This window comes from Agrobacterium sp. RAC06 (assembly GCF_001713475.1).
GTDB lineage: Bacteria > Pseudomonadota > Alphaproteobacteria > Rhizobiales > Rhizobiaceae > Allorhizobium.
The window spans coordinates 699,732-716,977 of the sequence record NZ_CP016499.1; the positions used below are offsets into that span (position 1 = coordinate 699,732).

General features: G+C 60.4%; 17 protein-coding genes. 11 read left to right on the forward strand and 6 right to left on the reverse strand.

All coding sequences use genetic code 11. The features are described from left to right. The first annotated feature begins 2 nt into the window (after positions 1-2). The 4 genes from BSY240_RS03220 to BSY240_RS24495 all read left to right on the forward strand — a co-directional run bounded on the left by BSY240_RS03220 (position 3) and on the right by BSY240_RS24495 (position 2,635). A complete protein-coding gene (locus tag BSY240_RS03220) occupies positions 3-821 on the forward strand; it encodes an XdhC family protein (protein WP_069041401.1) in 819 nt (272 codons plus the stop codon). Between the two features lie 13 nt (positions 822-834). Continuing rightward, positions 835-1,482 (forward strand): SRPBCC family protein, encoded by a 648-nt coding sequence (locus tag BSY240_RS03225; RefSeq protein WP_054148096.1) that lies wholly within the window; start codon positions 835-837, stop codon positions 1,480-1,482. A 770-nt stretch (positions 1,483-2,252) separates the two neighbouring features. Beyond that, positions 2,253-2,375 carry a hypothetical protein gene (locus BSY240_RS24490; protein WP_256367282.1) on the forward strand — a complete coding sequence of 41 codons (123 nt, stop codon included), beginning with the start codon at positions 2,253-2,255 and terminating at the stop codon, positions 2,373-2,375. Positions 2,376-2,509: 134 nt separating this feature from the next. Next, on the forward strand, positions 2,510-2,635 hold the full coding sequence (locus tag BSY240_RS24495; protein WP_256367281.1) for a hypothetical protein: 126 nt from the start codon (positions 2,510-2,512) through the stop codon (positions 2,633-2,635). 42 nt (positions 2,636-2,677) lie between these two features. Here the strand turns inward: BSY240_RS24495 and BSY240_RS03235 are convergent, their stop codons facing one another. Beyond that, positions 2,678-4,132 (reverse strand): cobyric acid synthase, encoded by a 1,455-nt coding sequence (locus tag BSY240_RS03235; RefSeq protein ID WP_069041403.1) that lies wholly within the window; start codon positions 4,130-4,132, stop codon positions 2,678-2,680. A 998-nt stretch (positions 4,133-5,130) separates the two neighbouring features. Here BSY240_RS03235 and BSY240_RS03240 point away from each other — a divergent pair. The 5 genes from BSY240_RS03240 (at position 5,131) to BSY240_RS03260 (ending at position 10,527) form a co-directional block, all read left to right on the forward strand. Beyond that, positions 5,131-6,129 (forward strand): ABC transporter substrate-binding protein, encoded by a 999-nt coding sequence (locus BSY240_RS03240; protein ID WP_069041404.1) that lies wholly within the window; start codon positions 5,131-5,133, stop codon positions 6,127-6,129. Between the two features lie 220 nt (positions 6,130-6,349). Then, a complete protein-coding gene (locus BSY240_RS03245; RefSeq protein WP_054148093.1) occupies positions 6,350-7,264 on the forward strand; it encodes an ABC transporter permease in 915 nt (304 codons plus the stop codon). Continuing rightward, complete coding sequence (locus BSY240_RS03250; protein ID WP_054148092.1) at positions 7,257-8,309, forward strand: quaternary amine ABC transporter ATP-binding protein; 1,053 nt, start codon at positions 7,257-7,259, stop codon at positions 8,307-8,309. The genes BSY240_RS03245 and BSY240_RS03250 overlap by 8 nt, the downstream gene beginning before the upstream one ends. 124 nt (positions 8,310-8,433) lie before the next feature. Then, on the forward strand, positions 8,434-9,453 hold the full coding sequence (gene bmt / locus BSY240_RS03255) for a betaine--homocysteine S-methyltransferase (protein ID WP_069041405.1): 1,020 nt from the start codon (positions 8,434-8,436) through the stop codon (positions 9,451-9,453). A 297-nt stretch (positions 9,454-9,750) separates the two neighbouring features. Next, on the forward strand, positions 9,751-10,527 hold the full coding sequence (locus BSY240_RS03260; RefSeq protein ID WP_150127389.1) for a VCBS repeat-containing protein: 777 nt from the start codon (positions 9,751-9,753) through the stop codon (positions 10,525-10,527). A gap of 48 nt (positions 10,528-10,575) precedes the next feature. Here the strand turns inward: BSY240_RS03260 and BSY240_RS03265 are convergent, their stop codons facing one another. The 5 genes from BSY240_RS03265 to cysG form a co-directional block, all read right to left on the reverse strand. Then, positions 10,576-11,388, reverse strand: a complete 813-nt coding sequence (locus BSY240_RS03265; protein ID WP_069041407.1) for a ferredoxin--NADP reductase — start codon at positions 11,386-11,388, stop codon at positions 10,576-10,578. A gap of 171 nt (positions 11,389-11,559) precedes the next feature. Beyond that, on the reverse strand, positions 11,560-12,072 hold the full coding sequence (locus BSY240_RS03270) for a DUF934 domain-containing protein (protein ID WP_054148139.1): 513 nt from the start codon (positions 12,070-12,072) through the stop codon (positions 11,560-11,562). A 13-nt stretch (positions 12,073-12,085) separates the two neighbouring features. Beyond that, positions 12,086-13,759, reverse strand: a complete 1,674-nt coding sequence (locus BSY240_RS03275; protein ID WP_069041408.1) for a nitrite/sulfite reductase — start codon at positions 13,757-13,759, stop codon at positions 12,086-12,088. Between the two features lie 15 nt (positions 13,760-13,774). Then, positions 13,775-14,089: a DUF2849 domain-containing protein gene (locus BSY240_RS03280; RefSeq protein WP_054148088.1), complete on the reverse strand. Its 315-nt coding sequence runs from the start codon at positions 14,087-14,089 to the stop codon at positions 13,775-13,777. Between the two features lies 1 nt (position 14,090). Continuing rightward, complete coding sequence (cysG, locus tag BSY240_RS03285) at positions 14,091-15,533, reverse strand: siroheme synthase CysG (protein WP_069041409.1); 1,443 nt, start codon at positions 15,531-15,533, stop codon at positions 14,091-14,093. 268 nt (positions 15,534-15,801) lie between these two features. On the opposite strand from cysG, the gene BSY240_RS03290 reads away from it, so the two are divergent. Next, positions 15,802-16,389: a deaminase gene (locus BSY240_RS03290; protein ID WP_069043811.1), complete on the forward strand. Its 588-nt coding sequence runs from the start codon at positions 15,802-15,804 to the stop codon at positions 16,387-16,389. Positions 16,390-16,409: 20 nt separating this feature from the next. After that, on the forward strand, positions 16,410-17,243 hold the full coding sequence (gene mazG, locus BSY240_RS03295; RefSeq protein ID WP_054148086.1) for a nucleoside triphosphate pyrophosphohydrolase: 834 nt from the start codon (positions 16,410-16,412) through the stop codon (positions 17,241-17,243). The last annotated feature ends 3 nt before the right edge of the window (positions 17,244-17,246 follow it).

Genomic DNA, 17,246 nt, shown 5'->3' on the forward strand with positions numbered 1-17,246 from the left:
GCATGCAGGACACCTCCGATATTCTCGATCTGGTCAGTCAGACCAAGGCGCGTGGAGAGCCCTTTGCCATTGCAACGGTCGTCCGCACCGTCTCGGTTACGGCTGCCAAGGCGGGTGCCAAGGCTGTGGTCTTGGCAGACGGTAGCATCTCTGCCGGCTGGATCGGCGGCGGTTGCGCCCGTGGTGCCGTGCTGAAGGCTGCGGGTGAGGCCATCCGCGACGGTCAGCCTCGCCTGATCAGCATCCAGCCGAAAGACCTGCTTGAGGTGCAACAGGTCAAACCCGGCGACATGAAGGACGGCGTGTTCTACGCCCGCAACATGTGCCCGAGCCAGGGCACGATGGATGTGTTCGTCGAACCCGTCCTGCCGCGCCCGCACCTTGCTATTCTTGGCGCCTCTCCGGTGGCTGTGGCCCTTGCCGATATCGCCCGGCGCATGGGGTTCTTCGTCACGATCTGCGCGCCGCAGGCCGATCATGCCGCGTTTGGCATCACGGACCGGATGGTCGATGGTTTCGACCTCCCAACCGACGGCTCACAGCAAGGATATATTGTCATTGCGACCCAGGGACGCGGTGATAGCGCAGCGCTGAAGGCGGTTCTTGGCATCCAAAGCCGCTATACCGGCTTCGTCGGTTCGCGCAAGAAATTTGCGGCGCTGAGACGCGACCTGGAAGGCGACGGGATCGATGCCAGAGCGTTGGACGACATTCACTCGCCGGCAGGCCTCGACCTCGGCTCCATTACACCAGACGAAATTGCCTTCTCGATCGTCGCGGAAATGATCGAGATCAGGCGACGCGGCCAAAGAAACGCATAATGGGAGAACAATCATGGACATGAACGGATCACAACGCATAGAAGCGTCGCGCGAAGCCGTCTATGCGGCTCTGAACGACGTGGACATCTTGCGCCAGTGCATACCCGGCTGCGAATCCATCGAGAAGACGTCCGAAACCGAGATGGTCGCCAAGGTGACGCTGCGCATCGGCCCGGTCAAGGCGAGCTTTGCCGGCACTGTCACCCTGTCCGATCTGGATCCGCCGAATGGCTATACGATCTCTGGAGAGGGGTCAGGCGGCATGGCCGGTTTTGCCAAGGGGGGCGCCAATGTCACGCTCGAACCGGATGGCGATGCAACAATTCTGCACTATGTCGTGAAAGCCGAAATTGGCGGCAAGCTGGCACAGATGGGCAGCCGGCTCATCGACAGCACGGCGAAGAAACTGGCGGGCGACTTCTTTGAGAAATTCGGCGCGGTTGTCGGCGAACCGGCTGTCGTAGAGCCGCTTGCTGTCGAAGAACCTTCTGAAGAGAAGGCCAGCAAGGGGTGGATGAGCCGCATCCTCGGTACCAGCACCACAGCCTTCCTCATTCTCGCCCTCACGCCGGGCCTATGCTGCATCGCCGGCGATCATTCGGCTATGGGGGAAGACATGATGATGTCCTCGATCTGTTCAGAGCAGCCAGGGTTGCTCTGAACACCTGCCGGCCTTTCGTTGCGTGTAAGCGGTGCGCAGGAAAACTTGAGGCATTTCTCCCAAGAATCTGGTTTTCGTCCATATTGCTTTTGAGGCGTTCACATCCACCAAGCTGTTCCGATTCACGATGCCTTGCGGCTCTGGTCCCAGATCACAAGCGTTTCAGGAATACAGTGCAGGTGTGCGTGAACGGCACGCAAATGAGATTTCCAGTCCCGACTTTGCCTGCGGGAACCAGATTAGAGACCTGTGATCGTTCCATCCGATACTGGCTTGTCGTCCGGTTTCAACCGCCTGGCCTTGGCGTCGCCCAACATCAAAAAATCACTTCATTTCGCATCGCATGCATCCGGCCCAGCCCGCCATTTGGCCCGCTACAACCACTGAAATTCGGCGCGAAGACATGCGACGAAATGGAGTGTGGAAGATGGCAAAAGCTACCTTTTGTGTTGTACGTTCAATACGATACGAGCCAAAAGTAGATCGATCGATACTCAACGGTAGGCAGACACCCGGTCCGCCACGAAACACAAATGTCCATACCGAATACTTGCGTGATCGCTCGCGCCGGAGCACGGTGCCCTCCCCCCGAACCTGAAGTACGCCCTACGGCGGTTGCCCTCCGGAGCTGCCCGCAAGGATTTCGCGTGCCGCGCCCGGGTGGAGCTCTGTTTTTTCCGCAAGATCGATCAGATTGTAATCATTGATTTAGCCGATCACCAACGCCCGTGTCCTATTCTGGATCAAGGCAGGTTGGCAGGATTGGTTTCATGCGTGTGACGGTGGCCCTGATGATCGCGGCGGTGTTCAGCATCCTGGCGATCAAATATTCCGAGCAATCCCTCGGTGGCGGACGGTTGACTGCATCTGCGACCGATGTTTCCGCAGGTTGATCTTCTCAGACGACCCGGGTTGTGGCTTTTCGACCACAGCCTGCTGTCTTTCGATGTATTTCCAGCTTGAAAGCGGCCTCAGAGGAACCGGTTGCCGCAATCTCGTTGAGGATCGCCAGGCAGGAGCAAAGACCATGAGATACATTTTCATCCTGCTGATCGCCTCGGTGCTCAGCATACTCGCCTTAAAATACGCGAACAATTCGCTCGGCGGCGGCGAACTGATGGCATCGCCGATGGATGTGTCGCAGGAAACCTGATTGCACAACCGTTCATCCGGCGCCTCAGAATGCGCCGCCCCGTCAGCCTAGAAGGCCATCCAGCCATTCACGCGACAGGCGTGTTTCCAACTCCGTCGCCAGATCGTCCAAGGCCGCGTCGACACTCGCCCGATAGTTCGTTCCGCCGCCATGAACCCCGAAACTCTCGAGAAGCTTGCGTCTATAGGCGTCGCTCGAGAACAGCCCGTGCAGGTAGGTTCCGATAACGCGCCGATCGGCGGAGCCCGCACCGTCAGCCCGGCCGTCGATGCGGATCGGGGCTCGCAGCGTATCCGGTCCTTGGGTCACCCCGAGATGGATCTCGTAACCCGCGAGAGCGACGTCGTGTTCGAGAGAGTGGGCCTCGCTGTTGCGGACCGTTTTTTCCGGCGCCATCACGGTTTCGACGTCGAGCAGGCCAAGTCCGTCAACTGTGCGTGGCGCGCCTTCCAGACCAAGGGGGTCGGAAATCTGGCGACCCAGGATCTGATAGCCGCCACAAATGCCGATTACGCGTCCGCCGCGCCTGACATGCATTGCAAGATCCCGGTCCCAGCCGTGGCTCCGTAGTTCCTCCAGATCCGCAATCGTGGCCTTGGAGCCAGGCAGGACCACCAGGCCAGCATCGACAGGCAAGGGTTCGCCTGCGCGGACATAAACGAGATCGACCTCCGGTTCGGCTGCGAGCGGATCGAGATCGTCGAAATTGGCAATGCGCGACAGGACGGGCACGGCGACCTTCAAGGCGCCGCCGGTGCCCTTGACCAGGCGTTCCAGGACGACGGAATCCTCTGCCGGCAGGCGCGCGGCGGCCTTCAGCCAGGGGATGACGCCGAAGCAGGGCCAGCCGGTAAAGGTGCCTATCGCCGAAAGACCGTCGTCGAACAGCGTGACGTCACCACGGAACTTGTTGATGATGTAGCCGATGATCTGGGCGCGATCCTCGTCCGGCAGTATCGTATGCGTGCCCACGAGGGAGGCGATCACCCCTCCCCGATCGATGTCTCCGACAAGCACTACAGGCACGCCGGCGCGGGTGGCAAAGCCCATATTGGCAATATCGCCCGCCCTTAGGTTGATTTCGGCGGGCGAGCCGGCGCCTTCGACGATGACGAGGTCCTTACCCGCACAGACAGTTTCAAAACTTTCAAGGACGGCGCCCAAAAGCTGCGGTTTCAGCCGTTGGTAGTCACGACCCTTGGCCTGGCCGAAGACCTTGCCCTGGACGATGATCTGGCTGCCAGTTTCGCTCTGGGGCTTGAGCAGAACAGGATTCATGTGAACGGATGACGGCGTGCGGGCGGCGAGCGCCTGGAGCCATTGCGCACGGCCGATCTCCCCGCCGTCATCGGAGACGGCTGCGTTGTTGGACATGTTTTGCGGCTTGAAGGGCGCCACCTTGAGCCCCCTGTTCGCAGCCAGACGGCACAGTCCGGCCACAAGTATCGTCTTTCCGACATCCGATCCTGTCCCCTGCAACATGATCGCTCGTGTCATCGTGTCCTGTCCCGTTTCCGCCGCGGCATTGTCTGCCTATTTTTCATGATCTTGCAGCGATCTCGCCCGCAAAGTTGATGCAAATGCGACACTGCGGCAGCCTGTCGCGGCCGATAGCTCAGCAGTTGATCATTTGCGACATTCAATGACGGTTTGCGCGCTGGTGCGGAGACTTCGCAGTGATTATCTGCTGCTCGAAACCAGCGCCCTCAAGAGCGCGGCAATCTAGGAAACACCCATGCTCTACATCCTGCAGAACCGCAATAGCCTGGCTATCGCCTGGAACGGCCGCGCGCCGCAGCACAAGACCATCGCACGCTGGGAAGTGCGCAATCCGATCTCGTTTCGCAAGGGTTGATTCTCAGCTGGCGGCCGATCGGTGACTGCGCCTCTTGCGAAGTCACTCTGACTACCGGTCGAGCCTGAAAAACAAAACGCCCCGGGACGCAATACTCGATCCGGGGCGCAACCGACAGTAACGCGTCGGCCCTCTCATCTACCGCTGTAGATGTTACCGGATCGTTAGCCCGCCGCCGCGGGCGACATTTTTTCAATTTTTTTTGTACCTGCACGCGCGCGCCTTCGCGCCTGTCATATTGACGCAGTTGGGACAGGTTAGGTCTCACGTTGGATTGCAGCCAAACCACGCTTCTGTTCCGCCCGATACAACTGCTCGTCCGTTGGGCGCATTGACCTCGCGCCGATGCCGAAATGCGGCAAAATCAGTCGCAACAATAGCTTGGCGCCGCTGCCGCCGTTGATGACAGGGGTCGCGAGAGGTTGATTTTCGGAACCAAAGACGTAGGCTTAGTGTCGTGACACGAGGTCGACGGGCAACAACGCCCCTTAAGACAAGGCCTGGTCCACTGGATGACGCACCGGCCAGACGCGTCCGGGCGCTCATGCGCATGAAGACAAAATTGGCAGCGCGGTCCGCAGTAGCCGCCCCTGCCCTTCCCGATGAACGCTGCAAGATAAGACTGGGAGGTCTTAACTCCATGAAGAAGCTGATTGCTTCCACCATTCTCGCCGCGGGTCTCTACGCAGTTGCCGGCTCTGCCCAGGCTGCCGAATGCGGTGATGTTTCGATTGCCGAAATGAACTGGGCGTCGGCCGGTGTCGCCGCCTATGTCGACAAGATCATCCTGGAAAGCGGCTATGGCTGCTCGGTGACGGTCGTCACCGGCGACACGATGCCGACGTTCGCCTCCATGAATGAAAAAGGCCAGCCGGACATGGCTCCGGAATTCTGGGTCAATGCCGTGCGTACCGCGCTTGACGAAGCCATTGCCGAAGGTCGTCTGATCCAGGCCGCCCCGTTGCTGTCGGATGGCGGCGTGGAAGGCTGGTGGATTCCGAAGTTCATCGCCGACGCCAATCCGGACATCAAGACTGTCGAAGATGCGCTTGCCCGTCCGGAGCTTTTCCCGGCGCCGGAAGATGCAACCAAGGCTGCAGTGACCAACTGCCCCTCGGGCTGGAACTGCCAGGTCTCGACCGCCAATCTCTATCGTGCACTCGGCGCCAAGGAGAAGGGTTTCGAGCTGGTTGATACCGGCTCGGCTGCCGGCCTTGACGGCTCGATCGCCAACGCTTTCGAAAACAAGAAGGGCTGGCTCGGTTATTACTGGGCTCCGACCGCAATTCTCGGCAAGTACGAGATGGTGAAGCTCTCCTTCGGCGTTGAACATGATAAGGCCTCCTGGGATGCGTGCACCGCCGTTCCAGACTGCGCTGATCCGAAGGTAAATGCCTATCCGGTTTCCGACGTCTACACCGTCGTCACCAAGGGCTTTGCCGAAAAGGCAGGCGTTGCCATGGATTACGTGAAGACCCGCAAATGGGACAACGCGACCGTCGGCAAGGTTCTCGCCTGGATGGAAGAAAACCAGGGCACCAACGAAGACGGCGCCAAGCACTTCCTCGAAACCTATCCGGACATGTGGACGACCTGGGTCGCCCCTGAGGTCGCCGAAAAGGTCAAGGCGTCTCTCTAAGCAAGATCGACGACTAACTGCGGCGGGCCCTGGTGCCCGCCGCGCTTTCTGCGAAGCGGCATGCCGCATCACGCCATTCAACGACTCCCGACGTCGCAGACGGCATGAATTCCCTTCCGGAACTCAATTAGCCTCTCACTCGGGAATATGGCATCGCCGTCAGGGGCCCATCGCAGCGTTTCACACGTCATAAAGTGCGAGGGTCGACAAGGGGAACGAGATGGCTTCGACTTTATGTAACTACCTGCCCGAAGTGCTGTGCAGGTTTCCAGAAATCGACGATACCGTCATGCGCGTCGCGCGAAAAAGTATCGACGACAGTTTCAAGGGCTTCGTGCGTGCCTATGGCAATGTCATCGACGCGGTGACCCATCCACTACAGCTCTTCCTGAACTGGCTTGAAGCGCTGTTCGTCAGCACGCCCTGGTTCATCTTTCTGGCGGTCATGGTCCTGATTGTGTATTACGCCAGCCGCAACATGCGGATCGTAGGTTTGACGATCATCGGCATGCTGTTCATCGGCTTCGTCGGTCTCTGGGAAGATACGATGATCACATTGGCCATCGTCACCGTGTCCACTCTGCTCGCCATTATCATCGGCATCCCGCTGGGGATCCTTATGGCGCGGTCAGACAGAGCCCAATCCATCATCAATCCGATCCTTGACGTCATGCAGACGATGCCGAGTTTCGTCTACCTCATTCCGGTCGTCATGGTCTTCGGCATCGGCAAGGTTCCGGGCGTCATCGCCGTTGTCATCTATGCCGTTCCGCCGATGATCCGCCTGACCAATCTCGGCATCCGACTGGTCGATCGCGAAGTGCTGGAAGCGGCAGATGCTTTCGGGTCCTCACCGCGGCAGAAACTGATGAACGTGCAGATCCCGCTCGCGCTGCCGACCGTCATGGCCGGCATCAACCAGACCATCATGATGTCGCTCGCCATGGTCGTCGTCGCCTCGATGATCGGTGTCGGCGGGCTCGGCAAGAACGTGCTGCAGGCGATCTCCAACCAGTTCCTGACGATCGGGTTCCTCAACGGTTTTGCGCTCGTTGCCATCGCCATCATCTTCGACCGCGCCAGCCAGGCTTACGGCAAGCGCCTTCAGCGCCACACGGAGGTGGTCCATGGCTAGTCACGACATCGAAATCCGCAATCTCTACAAGATCTTCGGCCCCAATGGCGGTGCCTTCATCGACCAGGTGAAGGCCGGCATGTCGAAGTCGGAGCTTAATGAGACCCACGGACATGTGCTTGGCCTCAAGGATATCAACATCGAGATGCCCGGCGGCGGCATCACCGTCGTCATGGGCCTGTCGGGCTCCGGCAAGTCGACGCTGATCCGCCACATCAACCGGCTGATCGAGCCGACGTCGGGCGAAGTTCTCTATGACGGCGTCGACGTCTGTCAGATGAACCCGCTGGAGCTTAGAGAGTTTCGCCGCCACAAGACGGCGATGGTGTTCCAGAAATTCGCACTGCTGCCACACCGCACCGTGCTCGAAAACACCGTCTATGGTCTCGACATCCAGGGCATTCCACGCTCAAAGAGCGAGGAGATCGGTCGCCGCTGGATCGACCGCGTCGGGCTCTCGGGCTTCGAGGGGCATTATCCGAACCAACTCTCGGGTGGCATGCAGCAGCGTGTGGGGCTTGCCCGGGCGCTCTCCAACGATGCTGACATTCTGCTGATGGACGAAGCCTATTCGGCTCTCGATCCGCTCATCCGCGTCGATATGCAGACGGTTCTGCTCGATCTGCAGCAGGAATTGAAAAAGACTGTCGTCTTCATCACCCACGATCTCGACGAGGCGCTGCGTCTCGGTGACAAGATCGCGATCCTGAGGGATGGCGAGGTCATTCAGCAGGGTTCCGGCCAGGACATCGTGTTGCAGCCGGCCGACGACTACATCTCGGCCTTCGTCAAGGAAGTGAACCGCGGCCGTGTCATCCGTCTCGACACGATCATGGGGCCTCTGACCGGGACTGCCGAAGGTCTCGCGATGCCGGGCGCAACGGTCTTGGAGGCTGCAGCCCGCACCATGACGGATGCGCGGCAATCGAGCGCAGTGGTCACCAACGACGGCGGCACGCCAATCGGACGCGTCGATCTCCAGCAGATCATTGCCGCCATGGTCACGCCGAAGAGTCACGAAGACAACCAGATCGCCGCCGAATAGCGACGATACCAATCGATGTCTTCTACAATACGGCCCCGTCTCTCGCGGGGCCGCTCTCTTTTTCGAGATTGAAACCATATAAAGACTTCTTTATATGATTGGCATGTCAATCAAAGGATCCGCCATGGCAACCCCTTCCAATCCGCTCTCCGAACTTCTGGCCGAAAAGGGCGTGTTGCTCGCCGACGGCGCGACCGGCACCAACCTCTTCGCTCAGGGCCTCGAGGCCGGTGAGGCGCCGGAACTCTGGAACGAGGCGCAGCCGGAAAAGATCGTCAAGCTGCATCAGGATTTCGTCGATGCCGGCGCCGACATCATCCTGACCAATTCCTTCGGCGGCACGCGCCATCGCCTGAAGCTGCACCATGCCCAGGACCGCGTTCATGAACTGAACAAGAAGGCCGCAGAGATCGCTCGTTCGGTTGCCGACAAGGCACCGCGCAAGGTGATCGTCGCCGGCTCTGTCGGCCCGACCGGCGAGTTGCTGATCCCACTCGGTGCGATGTCTTACGAGGAAGCTGTTGCTGCCTTTGTCGAGCAGATGGAAGGCCTGAAAGCGGGCGGTGCCGACGTTGCCTGGATCGAGACCATGTCCTCGGCGGACGAAATCCGCGCGGCTGCCGAGGCCGCCGTCAAGGTCGGCATGCCCTATACCTTTACCGGATCGTTCGACACGGCCGGCAAGACGATGATGGGTCTTCACCCGAAGGACATTCATGGTGTTGCGCCCGACATCGGGACCGGTCCGCTGGCTGTCGGCGCCAATTGTGGCGTCGGCGCCTCCGACATCCTGCAGAGCCTGCTCGACATGACCGGGGCCAATCCGGAGGCGACTGTCATCGTCAAGGGCAATTGCGGCATTCCGGAATTCAGGGGAACCGAGATCTTCTATTCGGGCACGCCGCCGCTGATGGCGGATTATGCACGCCTCGCCCGCGATGCCGGCGCGAAGATTATCGGTGGCTGCTGCGGGACGTCCTGCGATCATCTCGTCGCCATGCGCAAGGCGCTTGACGACTATACGCCCGGCCCGCGCCCGACGCTCGACGTCATCGTCGATCGCATCGGGCCGCTGCGCAACAAGACCGCAGACGAGAGCGGCGCGCAGGAAAGCAGCCGTCGCCCCCGCCGTCGCGGCAACTGAGACAGCCAAACGAACGCAAATGGAAAAGGGCGCCACAGGGCGCCCTTTCTGTTTCCACGGTAAGCCGAGGGGATCGGCCGACGAAGCCGCAGATGACGAAGAGTTGGGGCTGATGGCGCCGAGGCAGCCAAACAGACATTCGAGATCGCCATCCCGCGCGTCACCTAAACGTGAGATGTAACTTCGAGCGCCCTTCGACACAGTCCGGCTATTGGACGGGTCCTCAAGGCTTCGGCTTTGCATCAAGGAGACATCACTGTGCGAAAATCAGGCCTTTTGACTTGGCTCGCAGTCAGCATGACTGCAGGCTTCGTTTCCGCCCAAGATATGAGCAGACTGCCTGATGGTGAGATAACCCGCTTTGGCAGCTATTCCGCATGGCTGGTTGGTCCGACAGATATCTATCGCCATGCGGCTCTGGGGGACGCCATTGAGGCGGAAGGCTTCGTCATCGAGCGAGACGGATCGCCTCTCTCCTATCGGCTACCGGCGGATCAGGTCTATGAAGATCGGCGTGTTCGGCTGACCGATGTGGATGGCGATGGCAGTCCGGAAGCCTTGATCATTCGGGCCGATCTGACACAGGGCGCGTCCCTTGCCCTATACACAATCAAGGGAGACGAGATCGAGTTGATGGCGGAAAGTGAGCCTATCGGCCAGAGGAACCGCTGGCTCAATCCCGTCGGCATTGCCGACTTCAGCGGCTCAGGCGAGCCGCTCATCGCCGCAGTTGTCACGCCCCATCTGAGCGGATCGCTGCGCTTCTATCGCATCGAGGGCAAAGGGCTGGTCAATCTGGGCGGCATTGACGGTGTGACAAACCACATCAATGGTAGTCGGGATCTGGACCTCTCGCATGTTGCAGACCTGGACGGCGACGGCAGCATGGAGATCGTTCTGCCCTCGCTGGACAGGACGCGGTTGGTCGCAGTTTCCTTTCGCCAAGGACGCGCCAAAATCGAGACGGAATGGCAGGTGCCCTCGCCCATCCAACGAATGATCACGGCCGGCGACGGCACAGTCAAACTTGAATTGGCGAACGGCCAAAGATCGACTGTTAACCTGCAAAAATGAAAACGCCCGGCGCAATGGCCGGGCATCCTGTCGGAACTGCGTTTTCAATCAGCCAACGAAGGCGCGTTCGATGACGAATTCCGCCGGCTTGTTGTTGGCACCTTCGGTGAGACCCGCCTTTTCCAGGAGTTCCTTGGTGTCCTTCAGCATGGCAGTCGAACCGCAGATCATGCCGCGATCGATGGCCGGATCGAGTGCCGGGACGCCGAGATCGGTAAACATCTTGCCGTTCTCGATCAGGTCGGTGATGCGGCCCTTGAAGGGGTAATCTTCGCGGGTGACCGTTGCGTAGTGCTTCAGCTTGTCGCCGACCACCTCTGCCAGGAATTCGTGGTTCTTGATTTCCTCGATGAGGTCGAAGCCGTATTTCAGTTCGGCGACGTCGCGGCAGGTATGGGTGAGGATCACTTCCTCGAACTTCTCGTAGGTCTCAGGATCGCGGATCAGGCTTGCGAAGGGTGCAATGCCGGTGCCGGTCGAAAACATGTAGAGGCGCTTGCCGGGTGTCAGAGCATCGAGCACCAGCGTTCCGGTCGGCTTCTTGCGCATCAGCACCTTGTCACCCGGCTGGATGCGCTGCAGGTGCTGGGTCAACGGGCCGTTCGGCACCTTGATCGAGAAGAACTCGAGTTCCTCGTCCCAGGACGGGCTTGCGATCGAATAGGCGCGGTAAATCGGCTTGCCCTCGACCATCAGGCCGATCATTGCGAACTCGCCGGAGCGGAAGCGGAATCCGGCCGGACGGGTCATGCGGAAGCGGAAAAGATGGTCGGTGTAATGGGTAACGCTCAGAACCGTTTCGGCATAGACGCCCTCGGGCACGATCAGTTCGGCATTGTCGGTCTTCACAGGAGCATTCATAGGCTGTCGGTCCTATCGTTCAGTCGATTGGGATCAAGCCTATAATCCAGACCGTCCCATTCCACAATTCAGCCGGCATGCAGATTTCGCAGCCGAGATATCCAGGAAAGCGAAGGCGGCATCCTTGACCGAGGTCAATTCGCCGCCCTCACATTGCGATTTATTGATGTCTCAGGCGCCGGTGGAGCCGAGGCGACGCCAGCTGAAGCCGCCAACTTCCTCGGAATCCCGAGCCGTCGGCTGGTAACGCTGGGCAACGCCCGTGAGACAGTTTTCGGCTAGACGGCGCTGGGCGACCGGATTGGTGACTGCGAAACTGTCGAAGCCGGTGCGCAGCATCAGCGGCACCTGGTCGATCAGCACATCACCGACGGCGCGCAACTCGCCGGTATAACCCAGACGTTCGCGGAGCAGCGTTGCATGGCTGAAGCCTCGACCGTCGTTGAAGGCCGGGAAGGCGACGGCGATCAGCGCGATGCGGTCTAGATACGGCTCGAGCTTCGTCACGTCGTCCGCCGGTGCGATCAGCACGCCGAGGCCGACGTCGTTGGTTTCGCCAGCGGCTTCGACGAAGGCTTCCAGCGATAGAATGGCCTTCTCCCCCTCGCCTGCCTTGCGCTCTTCCGTTTCGGTCACCCAGCTATCGCCAACAACGAAACCGGTTTCTTTCCAGATCTTGGTCATGTCTCGTTCCGTCTCACGCGGCTTCAACTGGGGCTGCGCCATAGAGCGCGTCCTTGAACGGCTTCGGACCAACACGACGATAGGCTTCGAGGAAGGTTTCCTTCGGATCGAGGCGCAGGCCGAGATAGGTATCGACGATCGTCTCGACGGCGTCGGTTACCTTCTCCGGCTCGAAGCCGCGGCCGATGATTTCGCCGATCGAGGAGTTCTCGTCGCCGGAGCCGCCAAGCGTGATCTGGTACAGTTCGGCTCCCTTTTTCTCGACACCCAGAAGGCCAATATGGCCGACATGGTGGTGGCCGCAGGCATTGATGCAGCCTGAGATCTTGATCTTCAGTTCACCGATTTCCTGCTGTCGCTCCAGCGAGCCGAAGCGGGTCGAGATTTCCTGCGCGACCGGAATGGAACGTGCATTGGCCAGCGCGCAATAGTCCAAGCCGGGACAGGCGATCATGTCAGTGATCAGGTTGGAGTTGGCCGTGGCGAGGCCTGCCTTTTCGAGTGCCTGGTAGAGCGGATAGAGATCACCTCTGGCAACATGCGGCAGGATCAGGTTCTGCTCGTGGCTGACGCGGATCTCATCGAAGGCGTAACGCTCGGCGAGGTCGGCGACCAGATCCATCTGGGAGTCGGAGGCATCACCCGGCGTGCCGCCGATCGGCTTCAACGAGATCGTGACCATGCCGTAATCGGGATGGCGATGCGCCTGAACGTTCTGCTTGACCCAGGCGGCAAAGGCCGGATCCGCCTTCTGGGCGCGGGCGAGTGCTTCCCAGCCATCCGGACGGTCTGTCAGCGCCGGCGGGGCGAAATAGGTTTCGATGGCGCGGATATCGCCTTCCGGCAGCTTCAATTCGCCGTCACGGATCTGGTCGAATTCGGCTTCGACCTGACGCGTCAGTTCTTCAACACCTGTTTCGTGAACGAGGATCTTGATGCGCGCCTTGTATTTGTTATCGCGACGGCCGTGCAGGTTGTACACGCGCACGATCGCGGTGATGTAGGTCAGAAGATCGGCCTCCGGCAGGAAGTCGCGGATCTTCTTGGCGATCAGCGGCGTGCGGCCCTGGCCACCGCCGACATAGACGGCAAAGCCGAGTTCGCCCGCTTCGTTCTTCTTCAGATGCAGGCCGATGTCATGCACCTGGATCGCGGCACGGTCCTTTTCGGCACCCGTCACGGCGATCTTGAACTTGCGTGGCAGGAAGGAGAATTCCGGATGCAGCGAGGACCACTGGCGCAGGATCTCGGCATAGGGGCGCGGGTCGGCGACTTCGTCGGCGGCAGCACCAGCGAAATGGTCGGCGGTCACATTGCGAATGCAATTGCCGGACGTCTGGATGGCGTGCATCTCGACGCTTGCGAGATCCTCCAGAATGGCCGGCGTGTCCGAGAGCTTCGGCCAGTTGTACTGGATGTTCTGGCGGGTGGTGAAGTGACCATAGCCGCGGTCGTACTTGCGGGCGATATGCGCCAGCATGCGCATCTGCCTGGAATTCAGCGTGCCATAGGGAATGGCGACGCGCAGCATATATGCATGCAGCTGGAGATAGACGCCGTTCATCAGGCGCAGCGGCTTGAATGCGTCTTCGGCAAGCTCACCCGACAGGCGGCGAGCCACCTGGTCGCGGAACTGTTCTACGCGGGCCGACACAAAAGCGTGGTCGAATTCGTCATAACGATACATGTCTTACCTCAGGCCTCAAGCCGCGATGAATGCCGGGTCGGCATAACCGTGACCCTCGGCATAAGCAATGGTCGGGCCTTCCGCCCGGATACGTTCCCGCAGGCGCAAGGGGCGCAGCTTGCCGTCTTTCTCCTCGATCTCGATGACGTTCACATCGACAACGAGATTGCTGGCAAAGGCCTGCTTGCCGGCGGTTTCCAGCGCTTCGACAGCCTCGGCATGGCGGGCAATGAAGGCCTCCTGCAGACGCTCGGTCCACTGGCCATTTGCGTCGAGCCAGACGGCGATGCCGTCGGTCAGGCGGTTTGCGGTCAGAACCTTGTCTACCATGTCAATTCCTCTGCGTTTCCAGTTCAGCCGTCACGCGCGCGCCCAAAGGTTCGGAGCGGCTGAAATCGGCGCCGGCGACGGCGTCGCCGATGATGACCATGACCGGACCCGTGAGCTCGGTGCGAGCCTCCAGGCCTGGCAATTCCTTCAATGTGCCATGCAGCAGGCGGCTGTCGCGGCGTCCAGCATTTTCGACGACGGCGACCGTCGTGTCCTCAGCGAGCCCGCCTGCCATCAGCCGTTCGGCGACCGAGGCCGCCACTGTGCGACCCATGTAGACGGCGACGGTGGCACCTGAGAGCGCGAGACGCGCCCAATCCGGCAGCACATTGCCCTGAAGATCATGGCCGGTCGTGAAAACCAGCGACGAGGACACGCCGCGGAGCGTCAGCGGCAGTTCGAAATCAGCGGCGGCAGCGAGTGCCGAGGTAACGCCCGGCACGATCTCATAGGCAATGCCCGCGTCACGAAGGGCAGCCATCTCCTCACCGGCACGACCGAAGACCAATGGATCGCCGGACTTCAGGCGGACGACGCGCTTTCCGGCATGGCCGAGTTCGATGAGGAGTGCGTTGATTTCGCTTTGCGACTTCGAATGGCAGCCCTTGCGCTTGCCGACCGGGATGCGCTCGGCATCGCGGCGACCCATGTCGACCACTTCGCGCGGCACCAGCGCATCGTAGACGATTACGTCGCATTCCATCATCAGGCGATGGGCGCGGAGCGTCAGCAGATCTTCGGCACCCGGGCCTGCACCGACGAGAAACACGCGGCCCTCGACGCGGTCGGCAGCGACACCCTTCAGAATACGTGTCGCCTCACGGCGGGCGAGGCTGATCTCGTCGGATTCGACGTGGTCGGCGACCTTGCCCTTGAAGAAATCGCGCCAGAACAGCCGGCGCGGCGCACCGCGCGGCACGAGGCGATCGACGGCGCGCCGATAGGAATTGGCGAGGCGACCGAGCTTGCCAAGCGAACGCGGCAGGAGACGGTCGATGTCGGCACGGATCATTTGCGCGAGAACCGGGCCTACGCCTTCGGTGCCGATAGCGACCGCAATTGGTGCGCGGTTGACGAGGGCGGGCGTATAGAAATCGCAGTAGTCGGGCTGGTCGACGGCATTGGCGGGAATGCGGGCAGCGCGGGCGGCGGCCACGATCTCGCGGTCGAGAGCGCCCTCACCCGTTGCAGCAAAAACCAGGCGCGCACCGTCAACCTGCGAGGGCTCGAAGGGCAAAGCCACCTGTTCGATGCCGTGCTGGGCGAGGAAGGCAGCGTAGTCATCTTCCGGGGCATCGGCATAGGCAATGATGCGGGCTTCGGTGTTTTTCAGCAGGCGCGCCTTCGCATAGGCCTCGTCGCCGTTTCCGAAAACGGCGGTAACCTCATTCTCGACCTTGAAGAAGGCCGGAAAGACCGAAAGCTGTTTGTCCTGCTGCACCATGAATCATCCGTTCAACGTCGAGCGCATCATCGCGTTTTGGCCTTAAGAATTGAAGAAACAGGAATCCCTTCGCCCCCACTCTGCGGTATTTCTGTCCTAGTCCCCCAGCCCTTGCGAGCAAAATGCACCGGCTTGCACACACTCCATCGCGATCCCGTCGACCTCTAGCAAATGGCGGGAAAAACCGAACTCAGCGCATCATTTCCCTTTCGGCTGGCGCTCGGCAAGCGCTAGGATCGCATTGCACAACATTGCGGAGCGTATCACCTTGACCACACCGGAGCTCACCCGTCGCCTTCTCGACGTGATCGAACATGACATCCTGCCGCTGACGGCCAAAGGTGTCGCAGCCGGCAACAAGGTTTTCGGCGCCGCGATCCTCAGGAAGTCGGACCTGTCTCTCGTTCTCGCCGAGACCAACAATGAACTCGAGAACCCGCTCTGGCACGGCGAGGTGCATACGCTCAAACGCTTTTACGAACGGGGCGAGCGGCCTGATACCAAGGACCTGATCTTTCTCTCGACCCATGAACCCTGCACGATGTGCATGTCGGCGATCACCTGGGCCGGCTTCGACAATTTCTACTACTTCTTCAGCCATGAAGACAGCCGCGACGCCTTTGCCATCCCGCATGATCTGAAGATCCTGAAGGAGGTTTTCGGCCTCGAACCCGGTGGCTATCGGCGGCAGAACGCCTTCTGGCTAAGCCATGCGATGATCGAAATGGTGGCCTCCGCCAACGATGCCGATCGCCCTGCCCTTTTTGAACAGGTGAGCCGCATCAAGGCGGAATATGACCTGTTGTCGGAAACCTACCAGTCGTCCAAGGGCGACAATGACATTCCGCTCAACTGAGCGAGCCATACGGGATTACAATGGAAGCCTCCACCGACATCAACCGCCTGCTCGAGATCATGGCGGCGCTGCGCCAGCCCGAGACGGGCTGCCCCTGGGACATCGTCCAGACCTTCGAGACGATCAAGCCCTATACGATCGAGGAGGCCTATGAGGTGGCGGATGCCATCGAGCGCAAGGATCCGGATGATCTCTGCGAGGAGCTGGGCGATCTCTTGCTGCAGGTAGTCTTTCATGCGCGGATCGCGGAGGAACAGGGTCTGTTCTCCTTCGGCGACGTGGTCGAGGCGATCAGCCGAAAGATGATCCGTCGTCATCCGCATGTCTTCGCCCGCTCGGATGCCGATACGCCGGAAGCCGTGAAGGCGCAGTGGGACACGATCAAGCAACAGGAGAAGGCGGAACGGCTCGCACGCCGCGCTGCCCGTGGATCGGCTGCCGATCCCGACACCGGCTATCTCGGCTCGGTGCAGCGCTCCTTTCCTGCGCTGACAGAGGCATTGAAACTGCAGGAGCGGGCAGCCAAGGTCGGCTTCGACTGGTCGGAGGCTGCCCCCATCCTCGACAAGATCGAGGAGGAGATCGGCGAATTGCGCGAGGCGCTGGCCGGGAACGAGCCGGACAAGGTCAAGGACGAACTCGGCGACCTGATCTTCGCATTGGTCAATATCGGCCGGCATGTGGGGGCGGAGCCGGAACAGGCCCTGCGTGGGACGAATACGAAGTTTCGCAATCGTTTCAGCTATATAGAAACATCTCTTCATGCATCAGGCGAGACGCTGGAAGCAGCTCCGCTCGAACGGATGGAAGAGCTCTGGCAGGCGGCAAAAGGCATCCAGCGGCAAATTGGTTGAACC

What these genes read in the sequence shown, in the direction of transcription:
- BSY240_RS03220 (WP_069041401.1), top strand. Translation starts at nt 3, where the DNA reads ATGCAGGACACCTCCGATATTCTCGATCTGGTCAGTCAGACCAAGGCG.
- BSY240_RS03225 (WP_054148096.1), top strand. Translation starts at nt 835, where the DNA reads ATGGACATGAACGGATCACAACGCATAGAAGCGTCGCGCGAAGCCGTC.
- BSY240_RS24490 (WP_256367282.1), top strand. Translation starts at nt 2,253, where the DNA reads ATGCGTGTGACGGTGGCCCTGATGATCGCGGCGGTGTTCAGCATCCTG.
- BSY240_RS24495 (WP_256367281.1), top strand. Translation starts at nt 2,510, where the DNA reads ATGAGATACATTTTCATCCTGCTGATCGCCTCGGTGCTCAGCATACTC.
- BSY240_RS03235 (WP_069041403.1), bottom strand. Translation starts at nt 4,132, where the DNA reads ATGACACGAGCGATCATGTTGCAGGGGACAGGATCGGATGTCGGAAAG.
- BSY240_RS03240 (WP_069041404.1), top strand. Translation starts at nt 5,131, where the DNA reads ATGAAGAAGCTGATTGCTTCCACCATTCTCGCCGCGGGTCTCTACGCA.
- BSY240_RS03245 (WP_054148093.1), top strand. Translation starts at nt 6,350, where the DNA reads ATGGCTTCGACTTTATGTAACTACCTGCCCGAAGTGCTGTGCAGGTTT.
- BSY240_RS03250 (WP_054148092.1), top strand. Translation starts at nt 7,257, where the DNA reads ATGGCTAGTCACGACATCGAAATCCGCAATCTCTACAAGATCTTCGGC.
- bmt (WP_069041405.1), top strand. Translation starts at nt 8,434, where the DNA reads ATGGCAACCCCTTCCAATCCGCTCTCCGAACTTCTGGCCGAAAAGGGC.
- BSY240_RS03260 (WP_150127389.1), top strand. Translation starts at nt 9,751, where the DNA reads ATGACTGCAGGCTTCGTTTCCGCCCAAGATATGAGCAGACTGCCTGAT.
- BSY240_RS03265 (WP_069041407.1), bottom strand. Translation starts at nt 11,388, where the DNA reads ATGAATGCTCCTGTGAAGACCGACAATGCCGAACTGATCGTGCCCGAG.
- BSY240_RS03270 (WP_054148139.1), bottom strand. Translation starts at nt 12,072, where the DNA reads ATGACCAAGATCTGGAAAGAAACCGGTTTCGTTGTTGGCGATAGCTGG.
- BSY240_RS03275 (WP_069041408.1), bottom strand. Translation starts at nt 13,759, where the DNA reads ATGTATCGTTATGACGAATTCGACCACGCTTTTGTGTCGGCCCGCGTA.
- BSY240_RS03280 (WP_054148088.1), bottom strand. Translation starts at nt 14,089, where the DNA reads ATGGTAGACAAGGTTCTGACCGCAAACCGCCTGACCGACGGCATCGCC.
- cysG (WP_069041409.1), bottom strand. Translation starts at nt 15,533, where the DNA reads ATGGTGCAGCAGGACAAACAGCTTTCGGTCTTTCCGGCCTTCTTCAAG.
- mazG (WP_054148086.1), top strand. Translation starts at nt 16,410, where the DNA reads ATGGAAGCCTCCACCGACATCAACCGCCTGCTCGAGATCATGGCGGCG.